Annotated in this window: 23 protein-coding genes and 1 pseudogene; 8 read left to right on the forward strand and 16 right to left on the reverse strand. The window is 59.3% G+C overall.

Annotated elements, in window-relative coordinates; all coding sequences use genetic code 11:
- Positions 1-113: 113 nt before the first annotated feature.
- From ACA064_RS00925 to ACA064_RS00960, 8 genes are all read right to left on the reverse strand, one after another.
- Positions 114-1,481 carry an LLM class flavin-dependent oxidoreductase gene (locus ACA064_RS00925; RefSeq protein ID WP_497671709.1) on the reverse strand — a complete coding sequence of 456 codons (1,368 nt, stop codon included), beginning with the start codon at positions 1,479-1,481 and terminating at the stop codon, positions 114-116.
- On the reverse strand, positions 1,481-2,674 hold the full coding sequence (locus ACA064_RS00930; RefSeq protein ID WP_497671710.1) for an SfnB family sulfur acquisition oxidoreductase: 1,194 nt from the start codon (positions 2,672-2,674) through the stop codon (positions 1,481-1,483). Before ACA064_RS00930 ends, ACA064_RS00925 begins: the two co-directional genes overlap by 1 nt.
- 38 nt (positions 2,675-2,712) lie before the next feature.
- Positions 2,713-3,954: an SfnB family sulfur acquisition oxidoreductase gene (locus tag ACA064_RS00935; protein ID WP_497671711.1), complete on the reverse strand. Its 1,242-nt coding sequence runs from the start codon at positions 3,952-3,954 to the stop codon at positions 2,713-2,715.
- Positions 3,955-4,216: 262 nt separating this feature from the next.
- Positions 4,217-4,981 carry a hypothetical protein gene (locus tag ACA064_RS00940; RefSeq protein WP_497671712.1) on the reverse strand — a complete coding sequence of 255 codons (765 nt, stop codon included), beginning with the start codon at positions 4,979-4,981 and terminating at the stop codon, positions 4,217-4,219.
- A 622-nt stretch (positions 4,982-5,603) separates the two neighbouring features.
- Entirely contained in the window at positions 5,604-6,356 is a 753-nt protein-coding gene (gene tcyN / locus ACA064_RS00945) for an L-cystine ABC transporter ATP-binding protein TcyN (protein ID WP_497671713.1), read from the reverse strand.
- Positions 6,357-6,360: 4 nt separating this feature from the next.
- Positions 6,361-7,026: a cystine ABC transporter permease gene (tcyL, locus tag ACA064_RS00950; protein WP_497671714.1), complete on the reverse strand. Its 666-nt coding sequence runs from the start codon at positions 7,024-7,026 to the stop codon at positions 6,361-6,363.
- Entirely contained in the window at positions 7,026-7,820 is a 795-nt protein-coding gene (tcyJ, locus tag ACA064_RS00955; RefSeq protein WP_497671715.1) for a cystine ABC transporter substrate-binding protein, read from the reverse strand. Before tcyJ ends, tcyL begins: the two co-directional genes overlap by 1 nt.
- 296 nt (positions 7,821-8,116) lie before the next feature.
- Positions 8,117-9,109: a D-cysteine desulfhydrase gene (locus tag ACA064_RS00960; RefSeq protein ID WP_497671716.1), complete on the reverse strand. Its 993-nt coding sequence runs from the start codon at positions 9,107-9,109 to the stop codon at positions 8,117-8,119.
- Between the two features lie 192 nt (positions 9,110-9,301).
- On the opposite strand from ACA064_RS00960, the gene epsC reads away from it, so the two are divergent.
- Positions 9,302-10,228 (forward strand): serine O-acetyltransferase EpsC, encoded by a 927-nt coding sequence (gene epsC, locus ACA064_RS00965; protein WP_497671717.1) that lies wholly within the window; start codon positions 9,302-9,304, stop codon positions 10,226-10,228.
- A gap of 379 nt (positions 10,229-10,607) precedes the next feature.
- Complete coding sequence (gene betT / locus ACA064_RS00970; protein WP_497674146.1) at positions 10,608-12,563, forward strand: choline transporter BetT; 1,956 nt, start codon at positions 10,608-10,610, stop codon at positions 12,561-12,563.
- 18 nt (positions 12,564-12,581) lie between these two features.
- Here betT and ACA064_RS00975 read toward each other — a convergent pair whose 3' ends face one another.
- Entirely contained in the window at positions 12,582-12,839 is a 258-nt protein-coding gene (locus ACA064_RS00975) for a hypothetical protein (protein ID WP_497671718.1), read from the reverse strand.
- A 42-nt stretch (positions 12,840-12,881) separates the two neighbouring features.
- Between ACA064_RS00975 and ACA064_RS00980 the strand changes: the two are divergent.
- The 4 genes and pseudogenes from ACA064_RS00980 to mgrA all read left to right on the forward strand — a co-directional run.
- Positions 12,882-12,956 (forward strand): annotated as a pseudogene (locus tag ACA064_RS00980) (3-ketoacyl-ACP reductase); the annotation flags it as partial.
- 110 nt (positions 12,957-13,066) lie between these two features.
- Positions 13,067-13,249 carry a type II toxin-antitoxin system HicA family toxin gene (locus ACA064_RS00985; RefSeq protein WP_497671719.1) on the forward strand — a complete coding sequence of 61 codons (183 nt, stop codon included), beginning with the start codon at positions 13,067-13,069 and terminating at the stop codon, positions 13,247-13,249.
- 92 nt (positions 13,250-13,341) lie between these two features.
- Positions 13,342-13,743, forward strand: coding sequence for a type II toxin-antitoxin system HicB family antitoxin (locus ACA064_RS00990; RefSeq protein WP_150641424.1), 402 nt, complete (start codon positions 13,342-13,344; stop codon positions 13,741-13,743).
- 151 nt (positions 13,744-13,894) lie between these two features.
- A complete protein-coding gene (gene mgrA / locus ACA064_RS00995) occupies positions 13,895-14,932 on the forward strand; it encodes an L-glyceraldehyde 3-phosphate reductase (RefSeq protein ID WP_497671720.1) in 1,038 nt (345 codons plus the stop codon).
- 111 nt (positions 14,933-15,043) lie between these two features.
- Here the strand turns inward: mgrA and tauD are convergent, their stop codons facing one another.
- From tauD to ACA064_RS01030, 7 genes are all read right to left on the reverse strand, one after another.
- Positions 15,044-15,877 (reverse strand): taurine dioxygenase, encoded by an 834-nt coding sequence (gene tauD, locus ACA064_RS01000; protein WP_497671721.1) that lies wholly within the window; start codon positions 15,875-15,877, stop codon positions 15,044-15,046.
- 48 nt (positions 15,878-15,925) lie between these two features.
- Positions 15,926-16,768: a taurine ABC transporter permease TauC gene (tauC, locus tag ACA064_RS01005; RefSeq protein ID WP_497671722.1), complete on the reverse strand. Its 843-nt coding sequence runs from the start codon at positions 16,766-16,768 to the stop codon at positions 15,926-15,928.
- Positions 16,765-17,559, reverse strand: coding sequence for a taurine ABC transporter ATP-binding subunit (gene tauB / locus ACA064_RS01010; RefSeq protein WP_497671723.1), 795 nt, complete (start codon positions 17,557-17,559; stop codon positions 16,765-16,767). The genes tauC and tauB overlap by 4 nt, the downstream gene beginning before the upstream one ends.
- Positions 17,560-17,575: 16 nt before the next feature.
- The gene (gene tauA, locus ACA064_RS01015) at positions 17,576-18,553 is read right to left on the reverse strand and encodes a taurine ABC transporter substrate-binding protein (RefSeq protein WP_497671724.1); all 978 of its coding nucleotides are present in this window, start codon (positions 18,551-18,553) and stop codon (positions 17,576-17,578) included.
- A gap of 203 nt (positions 18,554-18,756) precedes the next feature.
- Positions 18,757-20,340, reverse strand: coding sequence for a glutamate--cysteine ligase (gene gshA, locus ACA064_RS01020; protein WP_497671725.1), 1,584 nt, complete (start codon positions 20,338-20,340; stop codon positions 18,757-18,759).
- Between the two features lie 214 nt (positions 20,341-20,554).
- Positions 20,555-20,938, reverse strand: a complete 384-nt coding sequence (locus tag ACA064_RS01025) for a PaaI family thioesterase (protein WP_497671726.1) — start codon at positions 20,936-20,938, stop codon at positions 20,555-20,557.
- Positions 20,938-23,262, reverse strand: coding sequence for a Tex family protein (locus tag ACA064_RS01030; protein ID WP_497671727.1), 2,325 nt, complete (start codon positions 23,260-23,262; stop codon positions 20,938-20,940). The genes ACA064_RS01025 and ACA064_RS01030 overlap by 1 nt, the downstream gene beginning before the upstream one ends.
- Positions 23,263-23,623: 361 nt before the next feature.
- On the opposite strand from ACA064_RS01030, the gene ompR reads away from it, so the two are divergent.
- Positions 23,624-24,364, forward strand: a complete 741-nt coding sequence (gene ompR, locus ACA064_RS01035; protein ID WP_489358688.1) for an osmolarity response regulator transcription factor OmpR — start codon at positions 23,624-23,626, stop codon at positions 24,362-24,364.
- Between the two features lie 120 nt (positions 24,365-24,484).
- Positions 24,485-25,798 carry an ATP-binding protein gene (locus ACA064_RS01040; RefSeq protein WP_497671728.1) on the forward strand — a complete coding sequence of 438 codons (1,314 nt, stop codon included), beginning with the start codon at positions 24,485-24,487 and terminating at the stop codon, positions 25,796-25,798.
- Positions 25,799-25,829 lie beyond the last annotated feature (31 nt).

A 25,829-nucleotide genomic window follows, 5' to 3' on the forward strand; every position in this document is an offset into this window, starting at 1 on the left:
CAGTGCATTAATTATTTGGGGTTTGGGTGGGCCTCATCGCGAGCAAGCTCGCTCCACAGGAGTTGTGTGAACACCGCAGATCCACTGTGGGAGCGAGCTTGCTCGCGATGCTTTTAGCGTCGGAACGCCGAGCCGGTATGTTGTTGGGGCAAATGCGCCTCCCCGTGAAACAGCTTTTCCCGCAGGCTGCCATTGTCGTAAGCGGTCTTGTACGAGCCTCTGCGTTGCAACTCGGGGATCACCAGGTCGATGAAGTCGACATAGCTTTCCGGGGTGACGATGCGGGTCAGGTTGAAGCCGTCCAGGCCGGTTTCGCCAATCCAGGATTCGAGCTCGTCGGCGACCTGTTCGGGTGAGCCGACCAGGGTGATGTAGCGTCCGCCCAAGGCGTGTTGTTCGAGCAATTTGCGGCGTGTCCAGTCGTTGTTTTGCAGGGTCTTGGTGGCTGACTGAATAGCGTTGCTTTTCACATACTGGATCGGCTCATCGAGCTCGTACTCGGCGAAGTCGATGCCCGTGGAACTGGCGAAATGCGCAACCCCGGCCTCGGCGCTGGCGTAGCTCAGGTACTCGGCATGCTTCTTCCAGGCAAGTTCTTCGGTGGCGCCGACGATCACGTTCAAGCCCATGAACACCTTGATGTCCTCGGGATTGCGTCCGGCCTCGACGGCGCTGGCGCGGACCTTGTCGACCTGCACCTTGGTCGCCGCTTTGTTCTGCCCGCTGATGAACACACACTCGGCATGCCGCCCGGCGAACTGCAAGCCGCGATCCGAGCTGCCGGCCTGGAACAGCACCGGCGTGCGCTGAGGGGATGGCTCACAGAGGTGATAGCCTTCGACCTGGTAAAACTCGCCATGGTGCTGCACCTTGTGGACCTTGTCAGGCTGCGCATAGATCCGCCGCTGCGGATCATTGAGCACCGCGTCGTGTTCCCAACTGCCTTCCCAGAGTTTGTAGAGCACTTCCAGGTATTCGTCGGCCTGGTCGTATCGCCGGTCATGCTCGACCTGCTGGCTCAGGCCCATGGCCTTGGCAGCGCTGTCGAGGTAACCGGTGACGATGTTCCAGCCGACCCGACCGCGGCTCAGGTGATCGAGGGTCGACATGCGTCGGGCGAACAGATACGGCGGTTCGTAGGTCAGGTTGGCGGTCAGGCCGAAGCCAAGGTTTTTGGTCACTGCGGCCATGGCCGAGACCAGCAGCAACGGATCATTGACCGGCAACTGGATCGACTCTTTGAGCGGTACGTCCACCGACTGTTGATAGACGTCGTAGACGCCCACGATATCGGCAATGAACAACCCGTCGAACAGCCCGCGCTCCAGCAGTTGCGCCAGTTCGGTCCAGTATTCGACTGTGTTGTATTGAGTCGAATTGTCCCGCGGGTGAGTCCACAGGCCATGGTTGATGTGCCCGATGCAATTCATGTTGAAAGCATTGAGCAGGATTTTTTTTCTCTTTGTTAAAGGCGAGGGCATCAGATAGTCCCCCGCAGCGGCGGATTTTCATCATTGAGGTAATAGTTGCCGACCGCGTGGTACTTCCAGCGCACCGGGTCGTGCAGGGTGTGCACCCGGGCATTGCGCCAGTGGCGGTCCAGACCGTGTTCGGCCAGGGTGGCCTGGCTGCCCGCCAGTTCGAACAGGGTGCTTCCGGCCGCCAGGGAAATTTCGGTGCTGATGGCGCGGGCTTCGGCGACAGCGATAGACGCTGCGGCGACGGTTTTGGCGTTCGTTTCAGCTTGAGCCTGGTCGAGGAATTCACCCGCGCGTTCGAGCAGTGCTTCGGCGGCATGCAGGCGAATGCTCAAATGGCCGAAGCTCTTGATTGTCAGTGGGTCTTCAGTGGCTTTGTCGTTGCCGGAATCAATCCACGGCCGGGTCTTGGTCCGGACAAAATGCAGCGCGTCTTCATACGCGGCGCGAGCAATCCCGGTGTCGATGGCCGCGTGGAGTATCTGCGCCAGTGGGCCGACCGGAGTCGGGCGCTCGAAGGCGCTCTGGAACGGGATTACATCCTCGGCCGCGACGTAGACGTTATCGAACACCACCGAACCGCTGCCGGTGGTGCGCTGGCCGAAGCCGCTCCAGTCGTCGATCACCGTCAGACCCTTACTGTCGCGCGGCACAAAGGCCAATTGCTGCACGCCGTTTTCATCCACCACTGACGTAGGAATTCGTTGCGCGTAAATCGCCCCGGTCGAATAGAACTTGCGACCGTTGATACGGTAACCCTCGCCGTCACGCTTCAGGCTGGTGACGCGGTCGTGGGCGGTTTTGGTGCCCAGTTCTGCCAGCGCATTACCGAAGCGCCGGCCGGCCAAGACCTCGGCGTAGAGGCGTTTTTGCTGCTCAGGGCTGCCGTTTACCCGCAGCACTTCGAGAGCATAAAAGTGGTTCTGCGGGATCTGCCCGAGGGAAGAGTCGGCTTGGGCGATCAAGGCAATGACCTTGGCCAGGGTGACATTGGAAACGCCAGCACCACCATAGGTCTTCGGCACGCTGATGCCCCATAGGCCGGAGCGCGAAAATACTTCCAGCTCCGGGTATGGCAGGCGGCGCTCGCGATCACGCAAGGCGCTGTCGCGTTTGAAGTCTTCGGCCAGGTCGCTGGCGACGATCAGGGCTTGTTCGTCGCTGGTTATGACCGCGACGTGTTGAGAAAGAGTCATGTGTTTCTCCAGAGATCTGGTCAAAAGTGTTCTGGTCGTCAGATCCAGGAATGCCTGGCCGGCAAGGTGCCGTTCAGGTGATAGGCGCCCACGGCGTGATATTTCCAGCGCACCGGGTCGTGAAGGGTATGGACGCGCGCATTGCGCCAGTGGCGGTCGAGATTGAATTCGGCGAGGGTTGCGCGACTGCCGGCCAGTTCGAACAGCTTCTCGCTGGCCAGCAACGAGATCTCGGTGGTCAGTACTTTGGCTTCGGCCACCGCAATCGAAGCGCGGGCGGCGGATTCGGCAGTCACAGGTGCGGTGCTGACCTGATCGAGCACTTGCCCAGCCTTGCGCAGCAGTGCTTCGGCAGCGTGCAGTTCGATTTTCAGCTTACCGATGTCGGCGATCACGTAGAGGTCATCGCTGGCCCGTTCGACATTGGCGTCGATCCATGGGCGCGAGCGTTCGCGGACAAAGTTGATGCTATCGGCGATCGCTCCACGGGCGATACCGAGATCAATGGCGGCCTGAATCAATTGCGACACGGCGCCTTGAGTATTCGCAACCTCGCTCAACCGCCAGTTATCCACCACCAGTTCGGCTTCGACCGGTACGTTGTTGAGCAGCACGGTGCCACTGGCAGTGGTCCTTTGGCCAAAGCCTGACCAGTCATCGACGATGCGCAGGCCGGGCGCGCCACGGCGGACGAACGCCATGACTTGCTTGCCTTCGTCGTTCAGGGCTTTGACGGCAATCCAGTGAGCGAACAAGGCTCCGGTGGAGTAAAACTTCTGGCCGTCGATAACGAAGCTGTCACCTTTGGCGTTGATCCGGGCTTTGAGCTCAAGGGTGTTTTTGGTTCCGCGCTCAGGTCCCGCATTACCGATCCGCCAGCCTTCGAGCACGCTTTGGAACAGCTGCTTTTTTTGCCGTTCGGTGGCGCTGTGCAACAGCACATTGAGAATGCCGAACTGGTTTTGCGGGATCTGCCCCAACGCGGGGTCAGCCGCGGAAATAATCGCGAATACTTCGGCCAAGGTGACGAAGGAGACCTGCGGACCGCCGAACTCACGGGGGATGGAAATACTGCCCAGGCCGCTGCGGGTGAGCTGCTCTATTTCCGACCACGGTAACTTGCGCTGCTGGTCGCGCCGGGATGCTTGCAAGCGGGCGATGTCAGCCAGTTCATGGGCGGCTTTGAGGGCTTCTGCGTCATTGCGCAGGACCCGTGCGGGCAACAACAGCGGGGCGATGTCCAGATCACTCTGGACGGATGCATCTGCCAGATTAGACATCAGTGCCGCTCCTTGGCTGCACGCAATGCCCTGGCGATCTGCACTTGGGTGATTGTGTTCCGGACCATACCTACCTCACATCTCATGGAAGTGCCGCTAAAGTTGCGGCGAAATCAAAAACAAGAATGTCCGGTGGTCCGGTCTATATACCCTAATCGCGTATAAATAATTAATAAACTAACTTTTATGAATAAGCATAGAAGGTCTGTTGTCAGGATCTCCGCTCCGGAGGTTTCAAGCCCGGAGCGGCGGGGAGGAGAGCTCAGCGGCGTCGGGTTTCGGCCGCTCGAAGCACCGTTCTCACCGGTATTTTGCTGTATGGGTTGGCTGCTCCGATCTTGAGCTTGCGGGCCGGCGCCCAGCGCGAGTTGTTGCCGACGCGATCGAGAATGCAGTAGGTGATTTCCAGTTGATTGTCTTCCCCTGCCTCCAGAATCACCGCCGGGGGTACCCAGACATTGATCGGCTTGCCGACCTCGTCGGCTTTGACTTTGGGCAGGTCCATGCGCACATCGCCCCAGCGCACGGTGATTTCATCCTCGGCAGCCATGTTCAGGTAGGGTTCTATGGTCAGTGGTACGCCGCGCTTGATTTGGTTGGGGTTGACCCCTTGGCGGCGAATTGTTTCAGGGATACCCATAGGTTCAAGGCCCTGGTTTTCGTCTCCGCAGAGTTCTGACGGTTGCCCGCCCGGGCAGTCAAGCTTGACCTGGACCCGCCTCGCAGCCGATAGCGCCGGACCCTGTCCGACTTGCATGACCCGATAGTGGATTCGCGAAGTGCCATTCTGAATAAAACTCTCCGGCACCCGCAGGCTGACAGGCTTTCCGATGTCGGCGGCCTTGAGTGACCGAGACGCCACATAGCAGCCGCCCCAGAACAATTCGATGAGGTCACCTTCGTCCATGGCGGCATAGGGCGGTATCTCGATCAGCATATGAGCGGCAGCTATGACACCTATGCCATGCATAGGGCTGTGTGCCAGAGACGGAGCGCCAAGTTCCGGTTTTGCTGAGTTACGTGTCATGTCGTTCTCCTTGATAGAGTGCAGCGAAATCCGTTTCGGGCAAGTACACAACGCAAGTGTCAAGCCTTCACCTATATAGCGCCACGCAAGTTACAAAGTGATAAGCCAATGAGCTGAAAAATTCAGAGTGTGTAATGGAGTCTGATAGTTGTGGTTTAGATAAGTGGCGGGCGGAGTTCATGTCAAGCAATTCTATGGGTAAACTTATTGATAGGCCTCTAATCAGAAAAAGCCTACATGTGATTGGCATTTTAGTGTGCGCGTCATATGACTTTTACCCAGAGGCTGTTGCGTCGAAAAACCGCATTGCTGACCGATAGAGCCGGGCAAACCATAGTCATGATTATTCCCGGTTTATCAAAGGAATGTGTAACCAGAGGTATGTGCGGGCGTCGCATACAATTAATAACCGCACGGCCGAATGGCTGATAGGGTAGGGGCGGGAGGATTTACGGTTTGATAAAGGCGTGATGTAAGATCTACTTATACAACGACTGCTAATTGCTCAAGTTGAAAAAGTATTCGTCAGGAGATGTAATTAGTGCTGGGGATGAAACTTAACCATACAAATGTGTTTTGGCAGACTCGCCCCATCCTTGGAACGAGTTAGTCGAGGCAGTATTTAAGTACGACCGTTAAGAAACTTGCTGAGGAACTGCCGAGTACGCTCTTCTTTCGGGTTGGCAAACAATGCCTTGGCTTCTCCCTGTTCGACGATTACACCCTTGTCGAAAAACACCACCCGATTGGCCACATCCCGGGCGAAGCCCATTTCATGGGTGACAATCACCATGGTGCGTTTCTCTTCGGCCAGGCCGCGAATGGTCGCCAGTACTTCGCCAACCAATTCCGGGTCCAGGGCTGAGGTAGGCTCATCGAACAGAATCACCTCCGGCTCCATCGCCAGCGCCCGGGCAATCGCTACACGTTGTTGCTGCCCACCGGACAGCCTGCGCGGGTAAGCGTCCTCCTTGCCCGCCAAGCCAACCTTGGCCATCAGCGCACGACCCAGGACCAGGGCTTTGTCCTTTGGCATCTTTTTGACCACCAATGGGCCTTCGATCACGTTTTCCAGCGCCGTGCGGTGGGGGAACAGGTTGAAACTCTGAAACACGAAACCCACGTGCTGGCGCAACCGGCGCACCAGCCCCTGTTGCTGGTTCAACGGTCGGCTACCATCAATCTCGATATCACCCACCTTGATCCGGCCACTGGTGGGTTCTTCGAGAAAATTCAGACAGCGCAGGAAGGTCGTCTTGCCCGAGCCGCTGGGCCCGATGATCGCCACTACCTCGCCTTCCTTCACTTGCAGATCGATGCCGTTGAGCACGACTTGACCCTTGAACTGCTTTGTCAGTTTTTCCACGACAATCATTGGGTCAAAACTCCTGGTCGTGCCGATTGACCCGCGCTTCCAACTGGTTTTGCAGGTGCGACAGCACCGTTGCAAGAATCCAGTAGATCAGTGCGGCGGCCAGATACATGGTGAAGATTTCGAAGGTGCGAGCGGTAATCAGCTGCGCCTGACGGAACAGTTCCGGCACCTGAATGGTGGCGGCCAGCGCGGTGTCCTTGACCAGCGAAATGAAGCTGTTGCCCAGCGGCGGCAGGGCCGTGCGCATCGCTTGCGGCAGGATGGCCCTGCGCAGGGTCTGCGCGCGGGTCATGCCGATACTGGCGGCGGCTTCCCACTGGCCGCGCTCGATGGAGCTGATCGCGGCACGGAGGATTTCGCAGGCGTAGGCGGCCATGTTCAGCGAGAAGCCGATCAGGGCCGCTGGCAGCGGATCAAGTTCGATGCCCAATTGTGGCAAGCCGTAATAGATCACGAACAGTTGCACCAGCAACGGCGTGCCGCGAAAGAACGACACGTAGATGCGGGCAATCCAGCTCACCATCTTGAAGCGCGACAGGCGCATCAGGGCCAGGCCGAAGCCCAGCACGAGGCCGAAGAACATCCCGCCGAGGCTCAAGATGACCGTGTAGTACGCGCCCTTCAGCAGGAAGGGCGCGGAATCCAGCGCGAGTTGGAAAGCTTCTTCCATTATTTAGTGACGTCAGCGTTGAAGTATTTCTGCGAGATCTTGGCCAGGGTGCCGTCGGCGCGCAGCTTGTCGATGGCTTTGTTCACCGCCGCCAGCAGTTCAGGCTCGCCTTTGCGTAGGGCAATACCGGCTTCCTGACGAGAGAACGGTTCGCCGGCAACGGCGGTGTCCTTGGCTTTGGAGGTCAGTTCGAGAGCGGCCAGACGGTCTACCAGGATGGCGTCGATACGGCCTACGCGCAGGTCCTGATACTTGGTCGGATCATCGTCGTAGGTCTTGATGATGGCTTTAGGTTGGTTATCCTTGAGCCATTGCTCATAGTTAGTGCCCAAGCCCACACCGACCTTCTTGCCGGCCAGATCGGCGGCGGTCTTGATGGTGCCTTCGTTCTTTTTCAGGGTCAGCGCCTGAATCCCGGAGATGGTGTAGGGCTCGGAGAAGTCATACTTCTTTTTGCGCTCTTCGGAGATGGTCACCTGGTTGATCACCGCGTCCAGGCGCTTGGACTCCAGCGCCGCGAGGATGCCGTCCCATTTGGTTGGCTGCAGTTTGACTTTCACGCCCAGCTCTTTGGCCAGGGCTTCAGAGAACTCTACTTCGAAGCCGGCCAGTTTGCCGTCGGCATCGACGAAACTGAACGGTGGATAGGTGCCTTCCAGTCCGACATTGATCACGCCGGCATCCTTGATTTTTTGCAGTTGCTCACCGGCAACCGCTTGTCCCAGCAAACCGGCACCAAGTGCCAGACCCAGCGAGCCGATAAGCAGGTTTCGACGTAGTGCGGAAAAATTCATGAAAAGCCCCTATGTTTTCTTATGAAGATGCATTTGGAAAAGAAGGCGAATCTCTGGATCTGGACGACTGCAATATCCTGCCTTAAAGCAGCCTTTGCGTCTCGCGGCATATTCGCCTACTGCGCGACTATATGGCAGCGCTCTTAGATAGGAAAATAATATAAAAATACATTCTTATTCCTTTCTAGAATAAAAATTTTATCGCATTCGAAAAGATCGCAGCCTGCGGCAGTTCCTACGGGATCGGTGATCAACCTGCCTTTGTAGGAGCTGCCGAAGGCTGCAATTTTTTGCTTTTAAAACATCCCCGCATACGCAAACAACGCCGGCGCCCCGCCGGTGTGCAGGAAGATGATCGGACCGTCATCGAAACGATTGCGGCCGATTCCATCGAGCAAACCGGCCATGGCCTTGCCGGTGTAAACCGGATCGAGCAACAAGCCTTCGTGACTGGCCACCAGCTTGATCGCCGCCAGGGTGCCGGCATTTGGTTCGCCATAGCGCGGGGCAAAATATTCGTCCCACAGCTCAATCTTGAAGCTCGCCGGCACACTCATGCCGAGCAATTCAGCAGTGCGCTCGGCCAGGTCCTGGACCTTCGGCCGCTGGGCTTCCTCAGTGCGTGAAACCGTGACACCCACCACCGGCAAATCCGGCAGCGCTTCGCTCAGCGCCAGGGCCAGACCGCTATGGGTCCCGGCACTGCCGGAGGCCAACACCACGGCGGCGAATTTCAGGCCGCTGTCCTCTATCTGCGCGGCCAGCTCCAGACCCGCCCGGACATAACCCAAGGCACCTAAAGCGTTGGAGCCGCCAATCGGCACCAGATAGGGTTTCTTGCCGCTGGACCGCAGGCGTTCGGCGAGGGCGTGCAGCTGATCGTCGGCGTTGTCCAGGTTGTCCACCAACTCGACTTTGGCGTCGAACAGATCCAGCAGCAGGCGGTTACCGTTTGCCAGGTAGTTGCTGTCGCTGGTGCCAATGGGGTTTTCCAGCAGTGCGACACAACCCAGCCCGAGCTTGGCGGCCAAGGCTGCGGTCTGGCGCACATGGTTGGACTGAATGGCGCCTGCAGTGATCAAGGTATCGGCACCGGCGGCCAGCGCATCGGCCGCCAGGTATTCGAGTTTGCGCAACTTGTTGCCGCCCAGTGCCAGTGGCGTAGTGTCATCGCGTTTGACGTATACATCGCGACCGAGCCAGGTCGACAGGCGCTCGAGTTTTTCCAGCGCGGTGGCGTTGCCTAGGAGTTCCAGACGATTGAAGCGAGCAAGCTGTTGTTTGATCATGGGTCCGCACTGGTTGTAAGAGGTGTCTGGACTATAGGCAGGCCTTTTTACTGGGGCAACCGTCAATCGCTTATATCCAAACGTGCTGATACCCACACAATTAGTTCTTAATTCAGGTTCGGGCCCGTACCGTAAAGTGGATGCCGTTTCCGCAGCCAGACCGTCCGGCCGCATGAATGAGGAGTCTTTACCGTGAGCGAGCGTTCCAGCCATTGGCAGTTGGAGACCATAGTCAGCCAACTGCGCGATGCCCGAGAGCAGTGGCGTACTCAGAACGGCCGCATCAGCGGCGAGCAGGGCGGGCGCGAATTGCCGTCGCGGGCGGCCATGGCCGAGATTCTCGAAGCGCTGTGCGGCGCACTGTTCCCGATGCGCCTCGGCCCGGTGGACCTGCGTGAGGAGAGTGAAGACTTCTACGTCGGCCATACCCTGGATGTGGCGCTCAATGCCTTGCTGGCCCAGGCACGTCTTGAACTGCGTTATGTCGCTCGGCAAAGCGCCAAAGTCGATAGCGAAGTCGAAACCAAGGCCATTCAATTGATCCAGGATTTCGCCCTGGCCTTACCGGGCTTGCGCAGCCTGCTCGATACCGACGTGCTGGCAGCCTTTCACGGAGATCCGGCGGCGCGCAGCGTGGATGAAGTGCTGTTGTGCTATCCGGGAATTCTTGCGGTGATTCATCATCGACTGGCGCATCACCTGTATCGCGCCGGCTTGCCGTTGCTGGCACGAATCAGTTCGGAGATTGCCCACTCGGCAACCGGCATCGATATCCACCCCGGCGCGCAGATCGGCGCCAGCTTCTTTATCGATCACGGGACGGGTGTGGTGATCGGCGAGACGGCGATCATCGGTGAGCGAGTGCGCATCTACCAGGCCGTGACCCTCGGTGCAAAACGTTTCCCCGCGGACGAGGACGGCCAGTTGCAAAAAGGCCATCCGCGCCACCCGATTGTCGAAGACGATGTGGTGATCTACGCTGGCGCGACCATCCTCGGGCGGATCACCATCGGCAAGGGCTCGACCATCGGCGGCAACGTCTGGCTGACCCGCAGCGTGCCGGCTGGCTGCAACCTGACCCAGGCCAATCTGCAACATGATGACGGGACGCAGAAGTAGCGACACCGCTTATCCCCTGTGGCGAGGGAGCTTGCTCCCGCTGGGCTGCGAAGCAGCCCTGAAACCTGCAACCCCGTTTTGTCAGATACACCGGGTTGGCAGAATTTACGACTGCTGCGCAGCCGAACGGGGGCAAGCCCCCTCGCCACATACCCTTCTTGAGCTAGCGTACGAAAAGTACCACCTGGCCTTGCGATTAGTCCTGAAACACCTATTCATGTTTAACTTGAACGCACGTTCAAGTTAAACCGGTGGTTCGCTGCCCGCTCACAACAGGAGGCTTACCTTTGCTGAGTCCGTTTTATCCAGCCACATTCCATCCCCTCGAGGTGCACCTTTCATGAGTGCACCGTCCACCCCTCCAAGCGGTCAGATCCGCATGAACCCGCCAGTGTTCTACTTCGCGGCGAGCTTCATTCTGTTGTTCGGCCTGGTGGTCATCGCCATGCCGGAACAGGCCGGTGCCTGGCTACTGGCCGCACAAAACTGGGCGGCCAATACGGTCGGCTGGTACTACATGCTGGCGATGACTCTGTATCTGGTCTTCGTGGTGGTCACCGCCTTGTCCGGCTACGGCAAGATCAAGCTCGGTGCCGACCACGACGAACCCGAATTCAGTTACCTGTCCTGGGCCGGCATGCTGTTCGCCGCAGGGATCAGCATCACGCTGTTTTTCTTCTGTGTTTCCGAACCGCTGACGCACATGCTGCAGCCGCCCCAAGGCGAAGCCGGCACTGCGGACGCTGCGCGCCAGGCCATGCAGATTCTGTTTCTGCACTGGGGCCTGCACGGCTGGGGCGTGTTCGCTTTCGTCGGTATGGCATTGGCCTACTTCGCCTATCGGCATAACCTGCCGCTGGCCTTGCGTTCGGCGCTGTACCCTCTGATTGGTAAGCGCATCAACGGTCCGATCGGTTACGCGGTGGATGGCTTCGGCATCATTGCCACGGTATTCGGCTTGGGCGCGGACATGGGCTTTGGCGTATTGCACCTCAACTCCGGTCTCGACTTTCTGTTCGGTATCGCTCACACCCAGTGGATTCAGGTCGGCCTGATCACCCTGATGATGGGCGCGGCGATCCTCGTCGCCGTCTCCGGGGTCGATAAAGGCGTGCGGGTGATGTCCGACATCAACATGCTGCTGGCCTGTGCGCTGCTGCTGTTCGTATTGTTCGCCGGGCCCACCCAGCACCTGCTCAACACCCTGATCCAGAACATCGGCGACTATCTCGGCGCCCTGCCGATGAAGAGTTTCGACCTCTACGCCTATGACAAACCCAGCGACTGGCTGGGCGGCTGGACGGTGTTCTATTGGGCCTGGTGGATTGCATGGTCGCCGTTCGTAGGGTTGTTCATCGCACGGATTTCCCGCGGCCGGACCATCCGCGAATTCGTCTTCGGCGTGCTGCTGATTCCCCTGGGCTTCACCTTGGCGTGGATGTCGATCTTCGGCAACAGCGCCATCGATCAGGTGCTCAATCACGGCATGAGTGCTATGGGTATGTCGGCCCTCGAAAACCCGTCGATGACCCTGTACTTGCTGCTGGAAACCTACCCCGGGGGCAAGGCCGTGATCGCGGTCACGGTGTTTATCAGCTTCGTGTTCTTCGTCACCTCGGCAGACTCCGGCACCGTGGTGCTCTCGACGCTCTCCGCCCGTGGCGGCAACCCCGATGAAGACGGGCCGAAATGGCTGCGGGTGTTCTGGGGCGCGATGACCGCGCTGATTACCAGTGCCTTGTTGTTCGCCGGCAGCATCGACTCGCTGAAATCAGCAGTGGTGCTCACTTCGCTGCCGTTTTCGTTGATCCTGCTGCTGATGATGTGGGGGCTGCACAAGGCGTTCTACCTCGAGTCGCAGAAGCAGATCGCACAACTGCACTCGCTGGCACCGGTGTCCGGGTCGCGACGCGGCGGTTGGCGTCAGCGCCTGAGCCAGGCCGTGCATTTCCCGTCACGGGATGAGGTGTACCGTTTCCTCGACTCCTCGGTGCGCCCGGCCATCGAAGAAGTGACGGCGGTGTTCGTCGAAAAAGGCCTCAACGTGGTTGCTCAACCGGACCCGGCCAATGACAGCGTCAGCCTGGAAATCGGGCATGGCGAGCAGCACCCATTCATCTATCAGGTGCAGATGCGCGGTTACTTCACACCGTCTTTCGCCCGAGGCGGGATGGGCTCCAAAGAGCTCAACAACCGTCGGTATTACCGGGCTGAAGTGCATCTGAGTGAAGGCAGTCAGGACTACGATCTGGTGGGTTACACCAAGGAGCAGATCATCAACGACATCCTCGACCAGTACGAACGGCACATGCAGTTCCTGCATCTGGTGCGTTGATCAAGGGCCAGTGGCCGCTCAGGCTTTGTTCAGCACCATGAACAGCACCAGAGCGGCCACCGGTATGCTGAACACCACACTACCGACCATCAGTTCAGAGACCAGCGATTGCCCTGCGGTGACTATGCCCACGGCGCCATTGATCGCCGTCAGTGCCAGCCACAGGACGATGAAACTGTAGGTAACTGTTTGCTGGCTGAAACCGAGTTTCTGCCCGATCAACAGCATCAGGGCCAGAAGGACCAGGCCGAAGGCGATGATGATGGTGGTGTGCATGCGGGTGTCCTCCTTTGGCGCTGCTGGCGTAGTTGATGGCGACTGCGAAGCCAAACGTTGAAAGTCGCCATTGTTACCGGAGCCTCCCGCGGCATCGGCGCCGTGATCGCCAAGCAACAAAGGCAGGATTTGTAGACTAACATTTAACTGAGTGTGTATGGTGTGTATTGAGCTTGCCCTTTGCTGTGTACAGTGCGCCACAGAGGCTGTCGAAAAGGGCGAGGGTGATGCGAAGTCGGGAAATGATCAAAGCGATCGAGGAGGACGGGTGGTATCTGGTGGCGGTGAAAGGCAGCCATCACCAATACAAACATCCGAGCAAGCCGGGTAGGGTCACCATCAAGCATCCGGACTCCGATCTGCCGAAAGGTACGATCAACAGCATACTGAAACAGGCCGGACTGAAATGAGGCCGGTAAGCAGGTACGAGCACCCTTATAGGGTCGTATTGGAAAGAAACCGGTCTCCAACGATACCGGATTTAGAGGAAGGGTCCACCAACATGAAATTCCCAGTCGTTCTGCACAAGGATGCCGACTCAGACTATGGAGTGATTGTCCCTGATGTGCCGGGTTGCTTCTCCGCAGGTAGCACTGTGTCGCAAGCATTCGAAAACGTGAAAGAAGCATTGTCCTTGCATTACGAAGGACTGGTCGCCGATGGCGATCCACTTCCACAAGTGCACGAGATAGATGATCACCTTGATAATCCCGACTATGCCGGCGGTGTATGGGGTGTGGTCGAGTTTGACGTGACGCCTTACTTCGGGAAATCGGTACGCTTCAACGCCACGCTTCCTGAGCAGTTGCTTGAGCGTATCGATCAAACCGTAAAACGGGACCGTCGTTACAGCTCACGGTCCGGATTTCTGGCTGCGGCGGCATTGCGAGAATTGTCGGCGTGAAGCAGGTGATCGTTCCCTCGCGCATATGTGGGGGAACGATCACGCGGTAGCGGTGCCGTATTGAATATGATGAGAAGACTTTGCTCGCGATAAGGTCGCAACGACCTTCAGAGTTTCAGAGACACCGCAGACTCCAACCAAAGAGGATTCGATGACTTATATTGCTGCCGAAAACCGCTACGACTCCATTCCCTACCGCCGCGTCGGACGCAGCGGTCTGGTGCTGCCGGCATTGTCCCTGGGCCTGTGGCACAACTTCGGCGACAGCACGCCGATCGATACCCAGCGCTCGTTGCTGCGCACTGCCTTCGACCTGGGCATCAATCACTTCGACCTGGCCAACAACTATGGCCCGCCCTACGGCAGCGCCGAGATCAACTTCGGCCGTTTGTTGCGCGAAGACTTCAAGCACTACCGCGACGAGCTGATCATCTCCAGTAAAGCCGGTTGGGACATGTGGCCCGGTCCGTATGGTCAGGGCGGCGGTTCGCGCAAATACGTGCTGGCAAGCCTCGATCAGAGCCTGCAGCGGTTGGGCGTCGACTATGTGGACATCTTCTATTCGCACCGCTTCGACCCGGATACTCCTCTGGAAGAAACCGCCGGTGCGCTGGCCACAGCAGTGCAGCAAGGCAAGGCGCTGTACATCGGTATCTCGTCGTATTCCGGGGCCAAAACCCGTGAAATCGCAGCTTTGCTGAAAGAGTGGAAAGTGCCGCTGTTGATCCATCAACCAGCCTACAACCTGCTCAACCGCTGGGTGGAAAAAGACCTGCTGGATACAACCGATGAACTCGGCGCCGGGGTGATCGCCTTCACTCCGTTGGCCCAGGGCCTGCTGACCGATAAATACCTCAACGGTGTACCCAAGGATGCGCGGGTGAACCGTCCGGGCGGCGGTTCGCTGCAAGCCTCGCACCTGTCGCAGGCCAATATTGCCCACGTGCGCGCCCTCAACGAAATCGCCCAACGCCGCGGCCAAAGCCTCGCGCAAATGGCCCTGGCCTGGACCCTGCGTGACACCCGGGTGACCTCCGCGCTGATTGGCGCCAGTCGCCCGGAGCAGATCATCGAAAACGTCGGGGCGTTGAAAAATTTGAGCTTCAGTGCAGAGGAGTTGGCCGAAATCGACCGCTTTGCCCAAGAAGGCGGGATTAATTTGTGGGAGAAGCCTTCTACGGCTGAGTAAGTCTTGTAATCCGGTGTGCTGCCGAAAAGATCGCAGCCTGCGGCAGCTCCTACAAAGGCGGGTTGATAACCGGTCCCCGTAGGAGCTGCCGCAGGCTGCGATCTTTTGATCTTAAAACGGCACATCCCCCAATATCGTCGCCCGGTGCATCACGCGCCGTTGCGGGCGGTAGTCGTCGACGGCGAAGTGTTGGGTGACGCGGTTGTCCCAGAAGGCTACGTCGTTCTCTTCCCAGCGCCAGCGGATAGTGAATTCCGGGCGGGTGGCGTGGGCGAACAGCAGTTTCAGGATCGCTTCGCTTTCGGTTTCCGACAGCTCATTGATACGGGTGGTGAAGCCTTCATTGACGAACAGCGACTTGCGTCCGCTGACCGGGTGAGTGCGGATTACCGGATGCGACAGCGGCGGGTTCTTCTTGCGCGCCTCTTCCCAGCGCGCCAGGTCTTCGGTGGTGGTGCCGAACCGTTCAAGCGGGAAGGATTTGATGAAGTCATGGGTCGCGGTCAACCCTTGCAGCAGGTTTTGCATCGGCGCCGACAGTGCTTCATAAGCCGCGATGCCGCTGGCCCACAGGGTGTCGCCACCAAACGCCGGCAACAGCTTGGCGCTGAGCACCGCGCCCAGGGCCGGGGTCGGCAGGAAGGTCACGTCGGTATGCCAGACGGCATTGTCGCGGACGTCGGTCTGCGCTGTGTCGAGGATCAGCACCTCAGGTTGCTCCGGCACATTGGGGTAGATCGGGTGGATGTGCAGGTCACCGAAGTTGGCGGCGAACCGCGCCTGTTGCTGTGGGTTCAACGGCTGCTCACGAAAGAACAGGACTTGATGCTTGAGCAGCGCCTGCTCGATGGCGTCGCGTTGCTCGACGTTCAGCGGTTGCGTGATGTCGACGCCACTGATCCGGGCGCCAAGGGCGCAGCTAAGGGGAGTAATGCTCAGGCTCATGATCGTTTCTCGAATTCAGCGCCGAAGTGTCGGCGTAATCAGTGCTGTTCAATGCGCCTGGCCATGCCACGGCACCAGCTTGCGTTGCAGGGCGCGCAGGCCCATTTCCATGGTGAAGGCGATCAGCGCGATCACCAGAATCCCCAGCACCACCACATCGGTGACCAGAAATTGCGCCGCCGACTGGACCATAAAGCCCAGGCCGCTGGTGGCAGCGATCAATTCGGCGGCGACCAGGGTCGACCAGCCGACACCCAGGCCAATGCGCACACCGGTGAGAATGTCCGGCAGGGCGCTGGGCAGGATCACATGACGAATCAGCTGGGCCCGTGTCGCACCCAAGGATTGCGCGGCACGGAGTTTGGTCGGGTCGACGGTACGCACGCCGGTGGCGGTGGCGATGGCAATCGGGGCGAAGATCGCCAGGTAAATCAGCAGTACTTTGGACAACTCGCCAATCCCGCACCAGATGACGATCAGCGGCAGATAGGCCAACGGTGGAATAGGGCGGTAGAACTCGATCAGCGGATCGAGAATGCCGCGGGCGATGCGGTTGTGGCCGATGGCGATCCCCACCGGGATTGCGGTCAGAACAGCGAAACCCAAGGCCAGGCCAATACGGCTGAGGCTGGCGCCCAGGTGCTGCCACAAGGTCGAATCCATGTAGCCGCTGGTCGCCAGTAACCAGCCTTTTTGCAGGACCGCCGAGGGCGGTGGCAGCAACAGCGGTTCAATCAATCCGCTGGCGGTCACGGCCCACCAGAGGGCGAGCAGCGTAATCAAGGTCAGTACGCTGATCCAGCGGGTACTCAGACTGCGACGAACAACAATCGCCGCGGATGAGCTGGCGCTGGTTTTTGTGGCCGTGGCCGGTAATCCGTAGCTGCTCATGCGCGCTCCTGCTGCTGGACGGCGCTGCGTTGGGAGAACACTCGAGAGAGCACGTGTTCGCGAGTTTCGATAAAACGCGGGTCGGACTTGATCGTTCGGGCCGATTCACCGGCGGCATAGCGCTGACCGAAGTCCAGGCTCAGCCGCTCGACGATTTGCCCGGGATTGGGCGCGAGCAAAATCAGCTCGGTGGCGAGGAACACCGCTTCTTCAATGTCGTGGGTAATCAAGAACACCGGTTTGGCGGTGCGCTTCCAGACTTGCAACAGCAGTTCCTGCATCTGTTCGCGGGTGAAGGCGTCGAGCGCGCCGAAGGGTTCGTCCATCAGCAGCAGGCGCGGGTCAGCGGCAAGGGCGCGGGCCAGACCGACACGCTGTTTCTGGCCGCCGGATAACTGCCAGATGCGGCGCTGGTCGAAGCCGGCGAGGTCCACCAGTGCGAGCATTTCCCGCGCGCGGATTTCTCGTTGCGGCTTGGGGATGCCCGCCAGTTCCAGGCCAAAGCCGACGTTGGCCAATACGTCCTGCCACGGCAGCAGTGCGTCATCCTGAAACACCACGCCGCGCTCGGCGCTCGGACCTTTGACCGGCACGCCGTCGAGGGTGATGCGCCCGGCACTCGGTTCGACGAAACCGGCAATCAGGTTCAACAGCGAGGTCTTGCCACTGCCGGAAGGACCGAGGGCGACCAGCAATTGCTGGGGCCCAAGGCTCAGGGAAATGTCCGCCAGCACCGGCTCGGGGCTGCCTGGGTACTGTGCGCTGATGCGCTCCAGTTCTAACAAGGCCATCGCTGTTTGCTCCCGATCAGTTAGTGATGAACTTGGCGCTGACGTACGGAGCGTAGTCCGGCAGTACGGCTTCGACCTTGCCTTGTTCCTTGAGGAAGGTGGCGGTGTCGGTGATGGCTTTGGTGGTCGGCGCGCCGAGGGTGAGCACCTGGTCAGCCGCCAGCGGGTAGACGTTGCCTTGCAGCAGCAACGGAATGTCGCTGGCTTTGGCGCCGGAGAGTTTTACCAGCTTGTCGACGTTGCCTTTGTCCGCCAGCCAGGTTTGTGGGTCTTTGCGGTAATCGGCGTAGGCGTCCAGGGTGACCTTGGCGAAGGCGGTGACAATTTCCGGGTGTTTCTCGGCGAAGTCTTTACGCACGATCCAGGCATCGAAGGTCGGTGCGCCGAATTTGGCCAGTTCGCCCGAGGTGATCAGCACTTTGCCGTTTTCCTTGGCCACGCCCAAAGCCGGGTCCCAAACGTAGGTCGCATCAATGTCGCCGCGTTTCCATGCGGCAACGATGGCTGGTGGCGCGAGGTTGAGGATCTGCACTTTCGACGGGTCGATCTTCCAGTGCTTGAGCGCCGCCAGCAGGCTGTAGTGGCCGGTGGAAACGAAGGGTACGGCGATTTTTTTGCCGATCAGGTCTTGCGGGGTTTTGATCCCGGAACCGTCGCGGGCCACCAGGGCTTCGGCGGCGCCGATCTGGGTGGCGATGAGGAAGGTCTGCACCGGGACTTTGCGGGTAATCGCCGCCGTCAGCGGGCTGGAGCCGAGGTAGCCAATCTGCACATCGCCCGAGGCGATTGCGGCAATGACGTCGGCACCGTTGTCGAATTTGCGCCAGTCGATTTTGGCCTTGGTGGCCTTTTCATAAGCGCCGTCGGCCTGGGCGACTTTCGCTGGGTCAACGGTGGTCTGGTAGGCGACGGTAACGTCGGCCGCCTGGGCAAAGAAGCTCGCCGCAGCCAGGGACGCGGCCGCCAGGAGGCGAAGGGGAAAGTACGTTTTCATTGAGAAGCTCCTTGTTCAAGCGGCCGGAGGATTCGGCTGACAAGGAGACTAAATGATCTAAGAATTAGAAAATAAATAACTTTTTAGAATTAGCATATGAGCGGAAAATTCTAAGGATCAAAAGATCGCAGCCTGCGGCAGCTCCTACAAAGGCGGGTTGATAACCGGTCCCCGCAGGCTGCGATCTTTTTTACAGGCGCCGCTTAATTACTGATCGCCAGAATACTCGCCTGATACGCGCCGACAAACACATCGAAATCGCCGACTTCCTTCTGCTCCAGCTCTGCCTGTTGCGCTAACGAACTGCGCGCCAGCTCTTCGAAGCGAGCCTGATCTTCAGTGCTCAACGGTTCGCTGCGGAAGTACTCGGCATGGGCCTGGCTCTGACGCAGGGAGAACTGAGTGAAGCTCTCTTTATGCTCATGCATGGCGGCCAGCACCTGCGCGGACGGAGTCAGGGACGGATCCTTGACCTTCGCCAGTTGCGCGTCCAGGGCTTTGCTGTGGGCATTGCCGCCGTGGCTTTGATCGAGTAGCGCGGCCAATGGCGCAATCTTCTCCAGCAATTCGCTGGCCCACTCTTTCAAGTCCACCGATTGGCCTTTGCGCTGCAATTGCAGGCCTGGACGGCGACCTTCCTTGACCACGGCGAGGAAGTTCGAGGTGCAATTGCCGCATTCTCTGTTTGCGATCAGCGGGCTCTCGTTCAGCGCGCAGTACAACAGGAAGGCGTCGAGGAAACGTGCCTCCTGCAGATCGATGCCCATCGGCAGGAACGGGTTGATGTCCAGGCAACGGACTTCGACGTACTGAACGCCACGGGCCACCAAGGCCTGGATCGGCCGCTCGCCGGTGTAGGTCACGCGTTTCGGGCGGATGTTGGAGTAGTACTCGTTTTCGATCTGCAGGATGTTGGTGTTGAGCTGAATCCACTCACCGTCCTTATGGGTGCCGATCTCGACGTAGGGCGGATAGGCTGTGGCCACGGCCTTGCGCAGGCTGTCGGTGTAGCTGTGCAGATCGTTGTAGCACGGCGTCAGGCCGGCCTGAGCGTTGCTCTGGTAACCCAGGTCGCTCATGCGCAGGCTGGTGGCGTAAGGCAGGAACAGCGTCTCTGGATCAAGCTGTTCAAGCTGATGGGGGCGACCGCGCAAAAAGCCCGCGTCGAGTGTCGGCGAGGCGCCAAACAGGTACATCAACAGCCAACTGTAGCGGCGGAAGTTGCGGATCAGTGCGATATAGGCCGCCGACTGATAGTCGCGGTCGGTACCGACAAATCCTTCGTCCTGCTTGAGCAGCGGCCAGAGTTTCTCCGGCAGGGAGAAGTTGTAGTGAATTCCGGCAATGCATTGCATGGTCTTGCCGTAACGCAGGGCCAGGCCCTTGCGGTACACATACTTGAGCTTGCCGATGTTGGAGGTGCCGTAATAGGCAATCGGGATATCTTCCTCGGCCGGCAACGGGCACGGCATCGATGGACTCCACAGGTACTCGTTGCCGAGTTTGCTGTAGGCAAAACGATGGATCTTGTCGAGGCTGCTCAGCGTTGCTGCCGGATCAGGCAGGGCCGGAGTGATGAACTCCAGCAGCGACTCGGAATAGTCGGTAGTGATTTGCTCGTTGGTCAGTGCAGAGCCCAGTTCTTCAGGGTGCGGAGTCTGCGCCAGACGGCCGGTATCGTTGACGCGCAGGCATTCGCGCTCGATACCATGCAGACACTGCTCGAGCAGAGAGAGGTTAGCGCGCTCGCCAAGCAGAGCCAGGCGGCGGTTGAGAAGTTCGCTCAAGTTAGATTCCTTCACGCGTCAGTCGCCCCAATATGGGGGTGGGCAAGACGGTCTACAAGGGTGAAGTGAAAACTGGCGTGGTCGCCTGGTTATTGAGTCGTACCGACCCGTATGAAAACGCTGCGCTTCATCCCTGAATCTGGCTTGGGCGCAGGCAGAAAACGCCCACGCCACGTTCGTAGCGCCGAAATTAACTCAAATTGATGGCAGGGAGCTATAGAACAGCGAAGGTGCCTTGTGCTTTTGCGACGAGTTTTTCGCCTTGCATCACATCCGCTTCGACGACCAGCGTGCGCCGGCCAGGGTGAATGACCCGCGCCGTGCATAACACTTCGCCTTCCTTCACTGCGCGAATATAGTTGATTTTACACTCGATGGTCGCGCTCTGCTGGTCGAAGCCATGAGTGCTGGAACAGGCCAGCCCCATGGCGATATCCACCAGACTGAACAAGGCCCCGCCGTGCAGCTTGCCGCCGCGATTGCGCAATTGCGGCTCGAGAGCCAGGGCGACTTGCGCCACCCCGACCTCAAGACTGTGCAAACGGCAACCGAGCAGCTGGAAGAACGCGCTTTCGGTCAGCCCGGCAGGGATTTCCATCAGCGCTTCTTCAACTGCTTGGCGTTGGCGAACAATGAAGCCATGGCGTTATTGGCTGGAGCCGCTGCCGTGGTTTCTTTACGCGGTGCAGTGTTTTGCGACTGGCGTTGCGCCGAGCCAGGGCGCGCGCCACGGGCACCGTCGATTTTCTCACCCGGGGTGTCGCTCATGCGCATCGACAGGCCGATGCGTTTACGCGGGATGTCGACTTCCATGACCTTGACCTTGACCACATCACCGGCTTTCACCGCTTCACGCGGATCCTTGATGAATTTCTCCGACAAGGCGGAAATGTGCACCAGACCGTCCTGATGCACGCCGATATCGACGAAAGCACCGAAGTTGGTCACGTTGGTGACGACACCCTCGAGGATCATCCCCAGTTCCAGATCCTTGAGGTCTTCGACGCCGTCCTGGAACTCCGCGGTCTTGAACCCTGGACGCGGGTCGCGACCGGGTTTTTCCAGCTCTTGAAGAATGTCGGTCACTGTCGGCAGACCGAAGGTTTCGTCGGTGTACTTCTTCGGATCAAGACGCTTGAGGAAGCTGGCGTCACCGATCAGCGAGCGGATATCGCGGTCGGTTTCAGCGGCGATGCGCTGGACCAACGGATAGGCTTCCGGGTGAACCGCGGACGAATCCAGCGGGTTGTCGCCGTTCATTACCCGCAGAAAGCCGGCAGCCTGTTCAAAGGTTTTTTCGCCCAGACGCGCGACTTTCTTTAACGCAGCGCGGGTCTTGAATGCACCATTTTCATCACGGTGATTCACGATATTCTGCGCCAGCGTCGCGTTGAGCCCGGAAATCCGTGCCAGCAGCGCCACCGAAGCGGTGTTCACATCGACGCCGACGGCGTTCACGCAGTCTTCGACCACCGCATCCAGGCCGCGCGCCAGTTTCAGCTGCGACACATCGTGCTGGTACTGGCCGACACCGATGGACTTCGGATCGATTTTCACCAGTTCGGCCAATGGATCCTGCAGGCGACGGGCAATCGACACCGCGCCACGGATCGACACGTCGAGGTCCGGGAACTCCTTGGAAGCCAGTTCCGAAGCCGAATACACAGAAGCGCCGGCCTCGGAGACCATGACTTTGGTCATCTTCATGCCTGGGTATTTCTTGATCAGCTCAGCGGCCAGCTTGTCGGTTTCGCGGCTGGCGGTGCCGTTGCCGATGGCGATCAGGTCCACCGAGTGCTTGGCGCACAGGGCGGCCAACACGGCGATGGTCTGGTCCCACTGGTTTTTCGGTACGTGCGGGTAAACCGTGGCGTAGTCCAGCAGCTTGCCGGTGGCATCGACCACCGCGACCTTGCAACCGGTGCGCAGGCCAGGGTCCAGGCCCAGGGTCGCACGCGGGCCGGCCGGTGCGGCCAACAGCAAGTCGTGCAGGTTGTGGGCGAATACGTTGATCGCCTCGGTTTCGGCACCGTCGCGCAGTTCGCCCAGCAAATCGGTTTCCAGGTGGGTGTAGAGCTTGACCTTCCAGGTCCAGCGCACCACTTCGCTCAGCCACTTATCGGCTGGACGATTCTGGTTTTGCACGCCGAAACGCTCGCCAATCATGATTTCGCAAGGGTGCATGGCACCCGGCAGATCTTCGCCGACTTTCAGCGTGGAACTGAGAATGCCTTCGTTGCGGCCACGGAAAATCGCCAGCGCACGGTGCGACGGCATGCTTTTCAGTGGTTCGTCGTGTTCGAAATAGTCCCGGAACTTGGCGCCTTCCTCTTCCTTGCCAGCGATCACGCGGGCACTGAGGGTGGCTTCCTGCTTGAGGTAACTGCGCAGCTTGTCCAGCAGGCTGGCGTCTTCGGCGAAGCGCTCCATGAGGATGTACTTGGCGCCTTCGAGGGCGGCTTTGACATCGGCAACGCCTTTTTCGGCATCGACGAAACGCGCGGCTTCGGATTCCGGAGTCAGGGTCGGGTCGTTGAACAGGCCGTCGGCCAACTCGCCGAGGCCGGCTTCCAGGGCGATCTGGCCCTTGGTGCGGCGCTTCTGTTTGTACGGCAGGTACAAATCTTCGAGGCGGGTCTTGGTGTCGGCGAGTTTGATGTCGCGGGCCAACTCCGGGGTCAGCTTGCCTTGCTCTTCGATGCTGGCGAGGATGCTGGTGCGCCGTTCGTCGAGTTCTCGCAGGTAGCGCAGGCGCTCTTCCAGATGGCGCAACTGAATGTCATCGAGGCTGCCGGTCACTTCTTTCCGGTAGCGGGCGATGAAGGGCACCGTGGAGCCTTCATCCAGTAGAGCGACGGCCGCTTCGACCTGTTGCGGGCGTACACCGAGTTCCTCGGCGATGCGGCTGTTGATGCTGTCCATAAAACCACCTGACAAATTGTGAAAGCAGGCTCGCAGCCACGGGATGCGGGCTTGGCGAGTCTGGTTGAGCGGCCTGGCCGGCGCCGCTACCTGGATCAAAAGGCAGCCCTGTTGACCCGTGAAATCGAAAAATTACTGCGCGGCCATGGAAAATAAAGAGTGGCCACCCACAGTAACGATCAGACGTTGCCCTGCACAAAAGGCGGCGCATTATAACCAGCGTTCGGCCCTTGGGGGATATCGTGCCATGTAGGCAAAATGGCCGGTTCACTGGCGATCGAGGAAAAATCTGCTAACAATGCACACGGTGCGTATAACGGCAGCTACGCCATAATGCGCGCCGAGATCAAAGGAGCATCCAATGAGCAGCACTGCACAAACTGCTGAAGGCGAAAAAATTCTCATCGTTGATGACGATCCGGGGTTGAGTAGCCTGCTGGAACGTTTTTTCGTCAGCAAGGGCTTTCGCGCCCGGGCCGTGCCGAACACCGAACAAATGGATCGTCTGCTGGGGCGCGAGGTTTTCCACCTGGTGGTACTCGACCTGATGATGCCCGGTGAAGATGGCTTGAGCGCGCTGAAACGCCTGCGCATGGCGAAAAACCAGATACCGATTATCATGCTTACCGCCAAGGGCGACGAGCTGAGCCGCATCAAAGGCCTCGAAGACGGCGCCGATGATTACCTGGCCAAACCGTTCAACCCGGACGAGCTGCTGGCCCGTGTCAAAGCGGTCCTGCGGCGTCAGTCGGCGCCGGTTCCTGGCGCACCAGGCAGCGAAGACGAAAGCGTGACCTTCGGCGACTACGAGCTGTCCCTGGCCACCCGTGAACTCAAGCGTGGCGAGGAAGTACACATGCTCACCACCGGTGAGTTCGCGGTACTCAAGGCACTGGTGATGAATGCTCGCCAGCCGCTGACCCGCGACAAGCTGATGAATCTGGCCCGTGGCCGCGAATGGGATGCCCTGGAGCGTTCCATTGACGTACAGATCTCCCGTCTGCGCCGGATGATCGAGCCCGACCCGTCCAAGCCGCGTTATATCCAGACCGTCTGGGGCGTGGGTTATGTGTTCGTGCCGGATGGCACCGCGACCAAGTGACCAGTGATTTGTAGGAGCGGGTTTCTCGGGTGGTCTGTCACATGACGACGACCCGGGCGGCTCGCGATCCGCAATTCCGCGAGCGCCGCTCGCTCCTGCAAAGTGTGTAGTTGCTGCTTTATGAAAACCCCTGTGTGGTTCCCCCAAAGTTTCTTCTCCCGCACCCTCTGGCTGGTGCTGATTGTCGTGCTGTTTTCCAAGGCGCTGACCCTGATTTATCTGTTGATGAACGAAGACGTGCTGGTGGATCGCCAATACAGCCACGGCGTCGCGCTGACCTTGCGCTCCTATTGGGCTGCGGACGAAGCGAATCGCGAGAAGATCGCCGAAGCCGCCACGCTGATTCGGGTGGTTGGAGCAGGCGTGCCGGAAGGTGAGCAGCACTGGCCGTACAGCGAGATCTACCAGCGACAGATGCGGGATGAACTGGGGGCCGACACCGAAGTTCGCTTGCGCATGCACGCGCCACCGGCGCTGTGGGTGCGTGCACCAAGCCTTGGTGATGGCTGGTTGAAAGTGCCGTTGTACCCACACCCGCTGCGTGGCCAGAAAATCTGGAGCGTGCTGGGCTGGTTTCTGGCGATCGGGTTGTTATCCACAGCCTCGGCCTGGATCTTCGTCAGTCAGCTCAACCAGCCCCTCAAGCGCTTGGTGTATGCCGCCCGCCAGTTAGGTCAGGGGCGGAGCGTGCGTCTGCCGATCAGTGACACTCCGAGTGAAATGGCTGAGGTGTATCGCGCCTTCAACCAGATGGCCGAGGACGTCGAACAGGCCGGGCGCGAGCGCGAGCTGATGCTGGCGGGCGTGTCCCATGACCTGCGCACACCGTTGACCCGCTTGCGGCTGTCCCTGGAGCTGATGGGTGACCACAGCGACCTCACTGACGCCATGGTGCGCGACATCGAAGACATGGACGCGATTCTCGATCAGTTCCTGGCGTTTATTCGCGATGGTCGCGACGAGACGGTCGAAGAGGTCGACCTTACTGATCTGGTGCGTGAAGTTGCGGCGCCTTACAACCAGAACGAGGAGCGGGTTCGCCTGCGTCTGGAACCGATCCAGCCGTTCCCGTTGCGCCGGGTTTCAATGAAGCGCCTGTTGAACAACCTAATCGGCAACGCCTTGCATCACGCCGGTAGCGGAGTCGAAGTGGCCGCTTATGTGTCGGGCGACACCAGCGCGCCTTATGTGGTGTTGAGCGTAATGGACCGTGGGGCAGGCATCGATCAGTCAGAGCTCGAAGCCATCTTCAACCCCTTCACCCGTGGCGACCGCGCCCGAGGCGGCAAAGGCACCGGGCTGGGCCTGGCCATCGTCAAGCGGATCGCCTCGATGCACGGCGGCAATGTAGAACTGCGCAACCGCGCAGGCGGTGGGCTGGAAGCGCGAGTGCGCCTGCCGCTGGGGTTGATGTTGCCGAGGGATGCGGTGTAGCAGCGTTAGCCTCAAGCTTCAAGCCTCAAGC

This window comes from Pseudomonas sp. LBUM1658 (assembly GCF_059716055.1).

Coding starts and splice junctions, on each gene's coding strand:
- ACA064_RS00975 (WP_497671718.1), bottom strand. CDS start 12,839: ATGCACACCACCATCATCATCGCCTTCGGCCTGGTCCTTCTGGCCCTG.
- tauC (WP_497671722.1), bottom strand. CDS start 16,768: ATGAGCAGCTACGGATTACCGGCCACGGCCACAAAAACCAGCGCCAGC.
- ompR (WP_489358688.1), top strand. CDS start 23,624: ATGAGCAGCACTGCACAAACTGCTGAAGGCGAAAAAATTCTCATCGTT.
- ACA064_RS01030 (WP_497671727.1), bottom strand. CDS start 23,262: ATGGACAGCATCAACAGCCGCATCGCCGAGGAACTCGGTGTACGCCCG.
- ACA064_RS00960 (WP_497671716.1), bottom strand. CDS start 9,109: ATGATCAAACAACAGCTTGCTCGCTTCAATCGTCTGGAACTCCTAGGC.
- betT (WP_497674146.1), top strand. CDS start 10,608: ATGAACCCGCCAGTGTTCTACTTCGCGGCGAGCTTCATTCTGTTGTTC.
- tauA (WP_497671724.1), bottom strand. CDS start 18,553: ATGAAAACGTACTTTCCCCTTCGCCTCCTGGCGGCCGCGTCCCTGGCT.
- tcyJ (WP_497671715.1), bottom strand. CDS start 7,820: ATGAATTTTTCCGCACTACGTCGAAACCTGCTTATCGGCTCGCTGGGT.
- tauD (WP_497671721.1), bottom strand. CDS start 15,877: ATGAGCCTGAGCATTACTCCCCTTAGCTGCGCCCTTGGCGCCCGGATC.
- ACA064_RS00935 (WP_497671711.1), bottom strand. CDS start 3,954: ATGTCTAATCTGGCAGATGCATCCGTCCAGAGTGATCTGGACATCGCC.
- tcyL (WP_497671714.1), bottom strand. CDS start 7,026: ATGGAAGAAGCTTTCCAACTCGCGCTGGATTCCGCGCCCTTCCTGCTG.
- mgrA (WP_497671720.1), top strand. CDS start 13,895: ATGACTTATATTGCTGCCGAAAACCGCTACGACTCCATTCCCTACCGC.
- tauB (WP_497671723.1), bottom strand. CDS start 17,559: ATGGCCTTGTTAGAACTGGAGCGCATCAGCGCACAGTACCCAGGCAGC.
- ACA064_RS00930 (WP_497671710.1), bottom strand. CDS start 2,674: ATGACTCTTTCTCAACACGTCGCGGTCATAACCAGCGACGAACAAGCC.
- ACA064_RS00940 (WP_497671712.1), bottom strand. CDS start 4,981: ATGACACGTAACTCAGCAAAACCGGAACTTGGCGCTCCGTCTCTGGCA.
- tcyN (WP_497671713.1), bottom strand. CDS start 6,356: ATGATTGTCGTGGAAAAACTGACAAAGCAGTTCAAGGGTCAAGTCGTG.
- ACA064_RS01040 (WP_497671728.1), top strand. CDS start 24,485: ATGAAAACCCCTGTGTGGTTCCCCCAAAGTTTCTTCTCCCGCACCCTC.
- ACA064_RS00925 (WP_497671709.1), bottom strand. CDS start 1,481: ATGCCCTCGCCTTTAACAAAGAGAAAAAAAATCCTGCTCAATGCTTTC.
- ACA064_RS01025 (WP_497671726.1), bottom strand. CDS start 20,938: ATGGAAATCCCTGCCGGGCTGACCGAAAGCGCGTTCTTCCAGCTGCTC.
- ACA064_RS00985 (WP_497671719.1), top strand. CDS start 13,067: ATGCGAAGTCGGGAAATGATCAAAGCGATCGAGGAGGACGGGTGGTAT.
- ACA064_RS00990 (WP_150641424.1), top strand. CDS start 13,342: ATGAAATTCCCAGTCGTTCTGCACAAGGATGCCGACTCAGACTATGGA.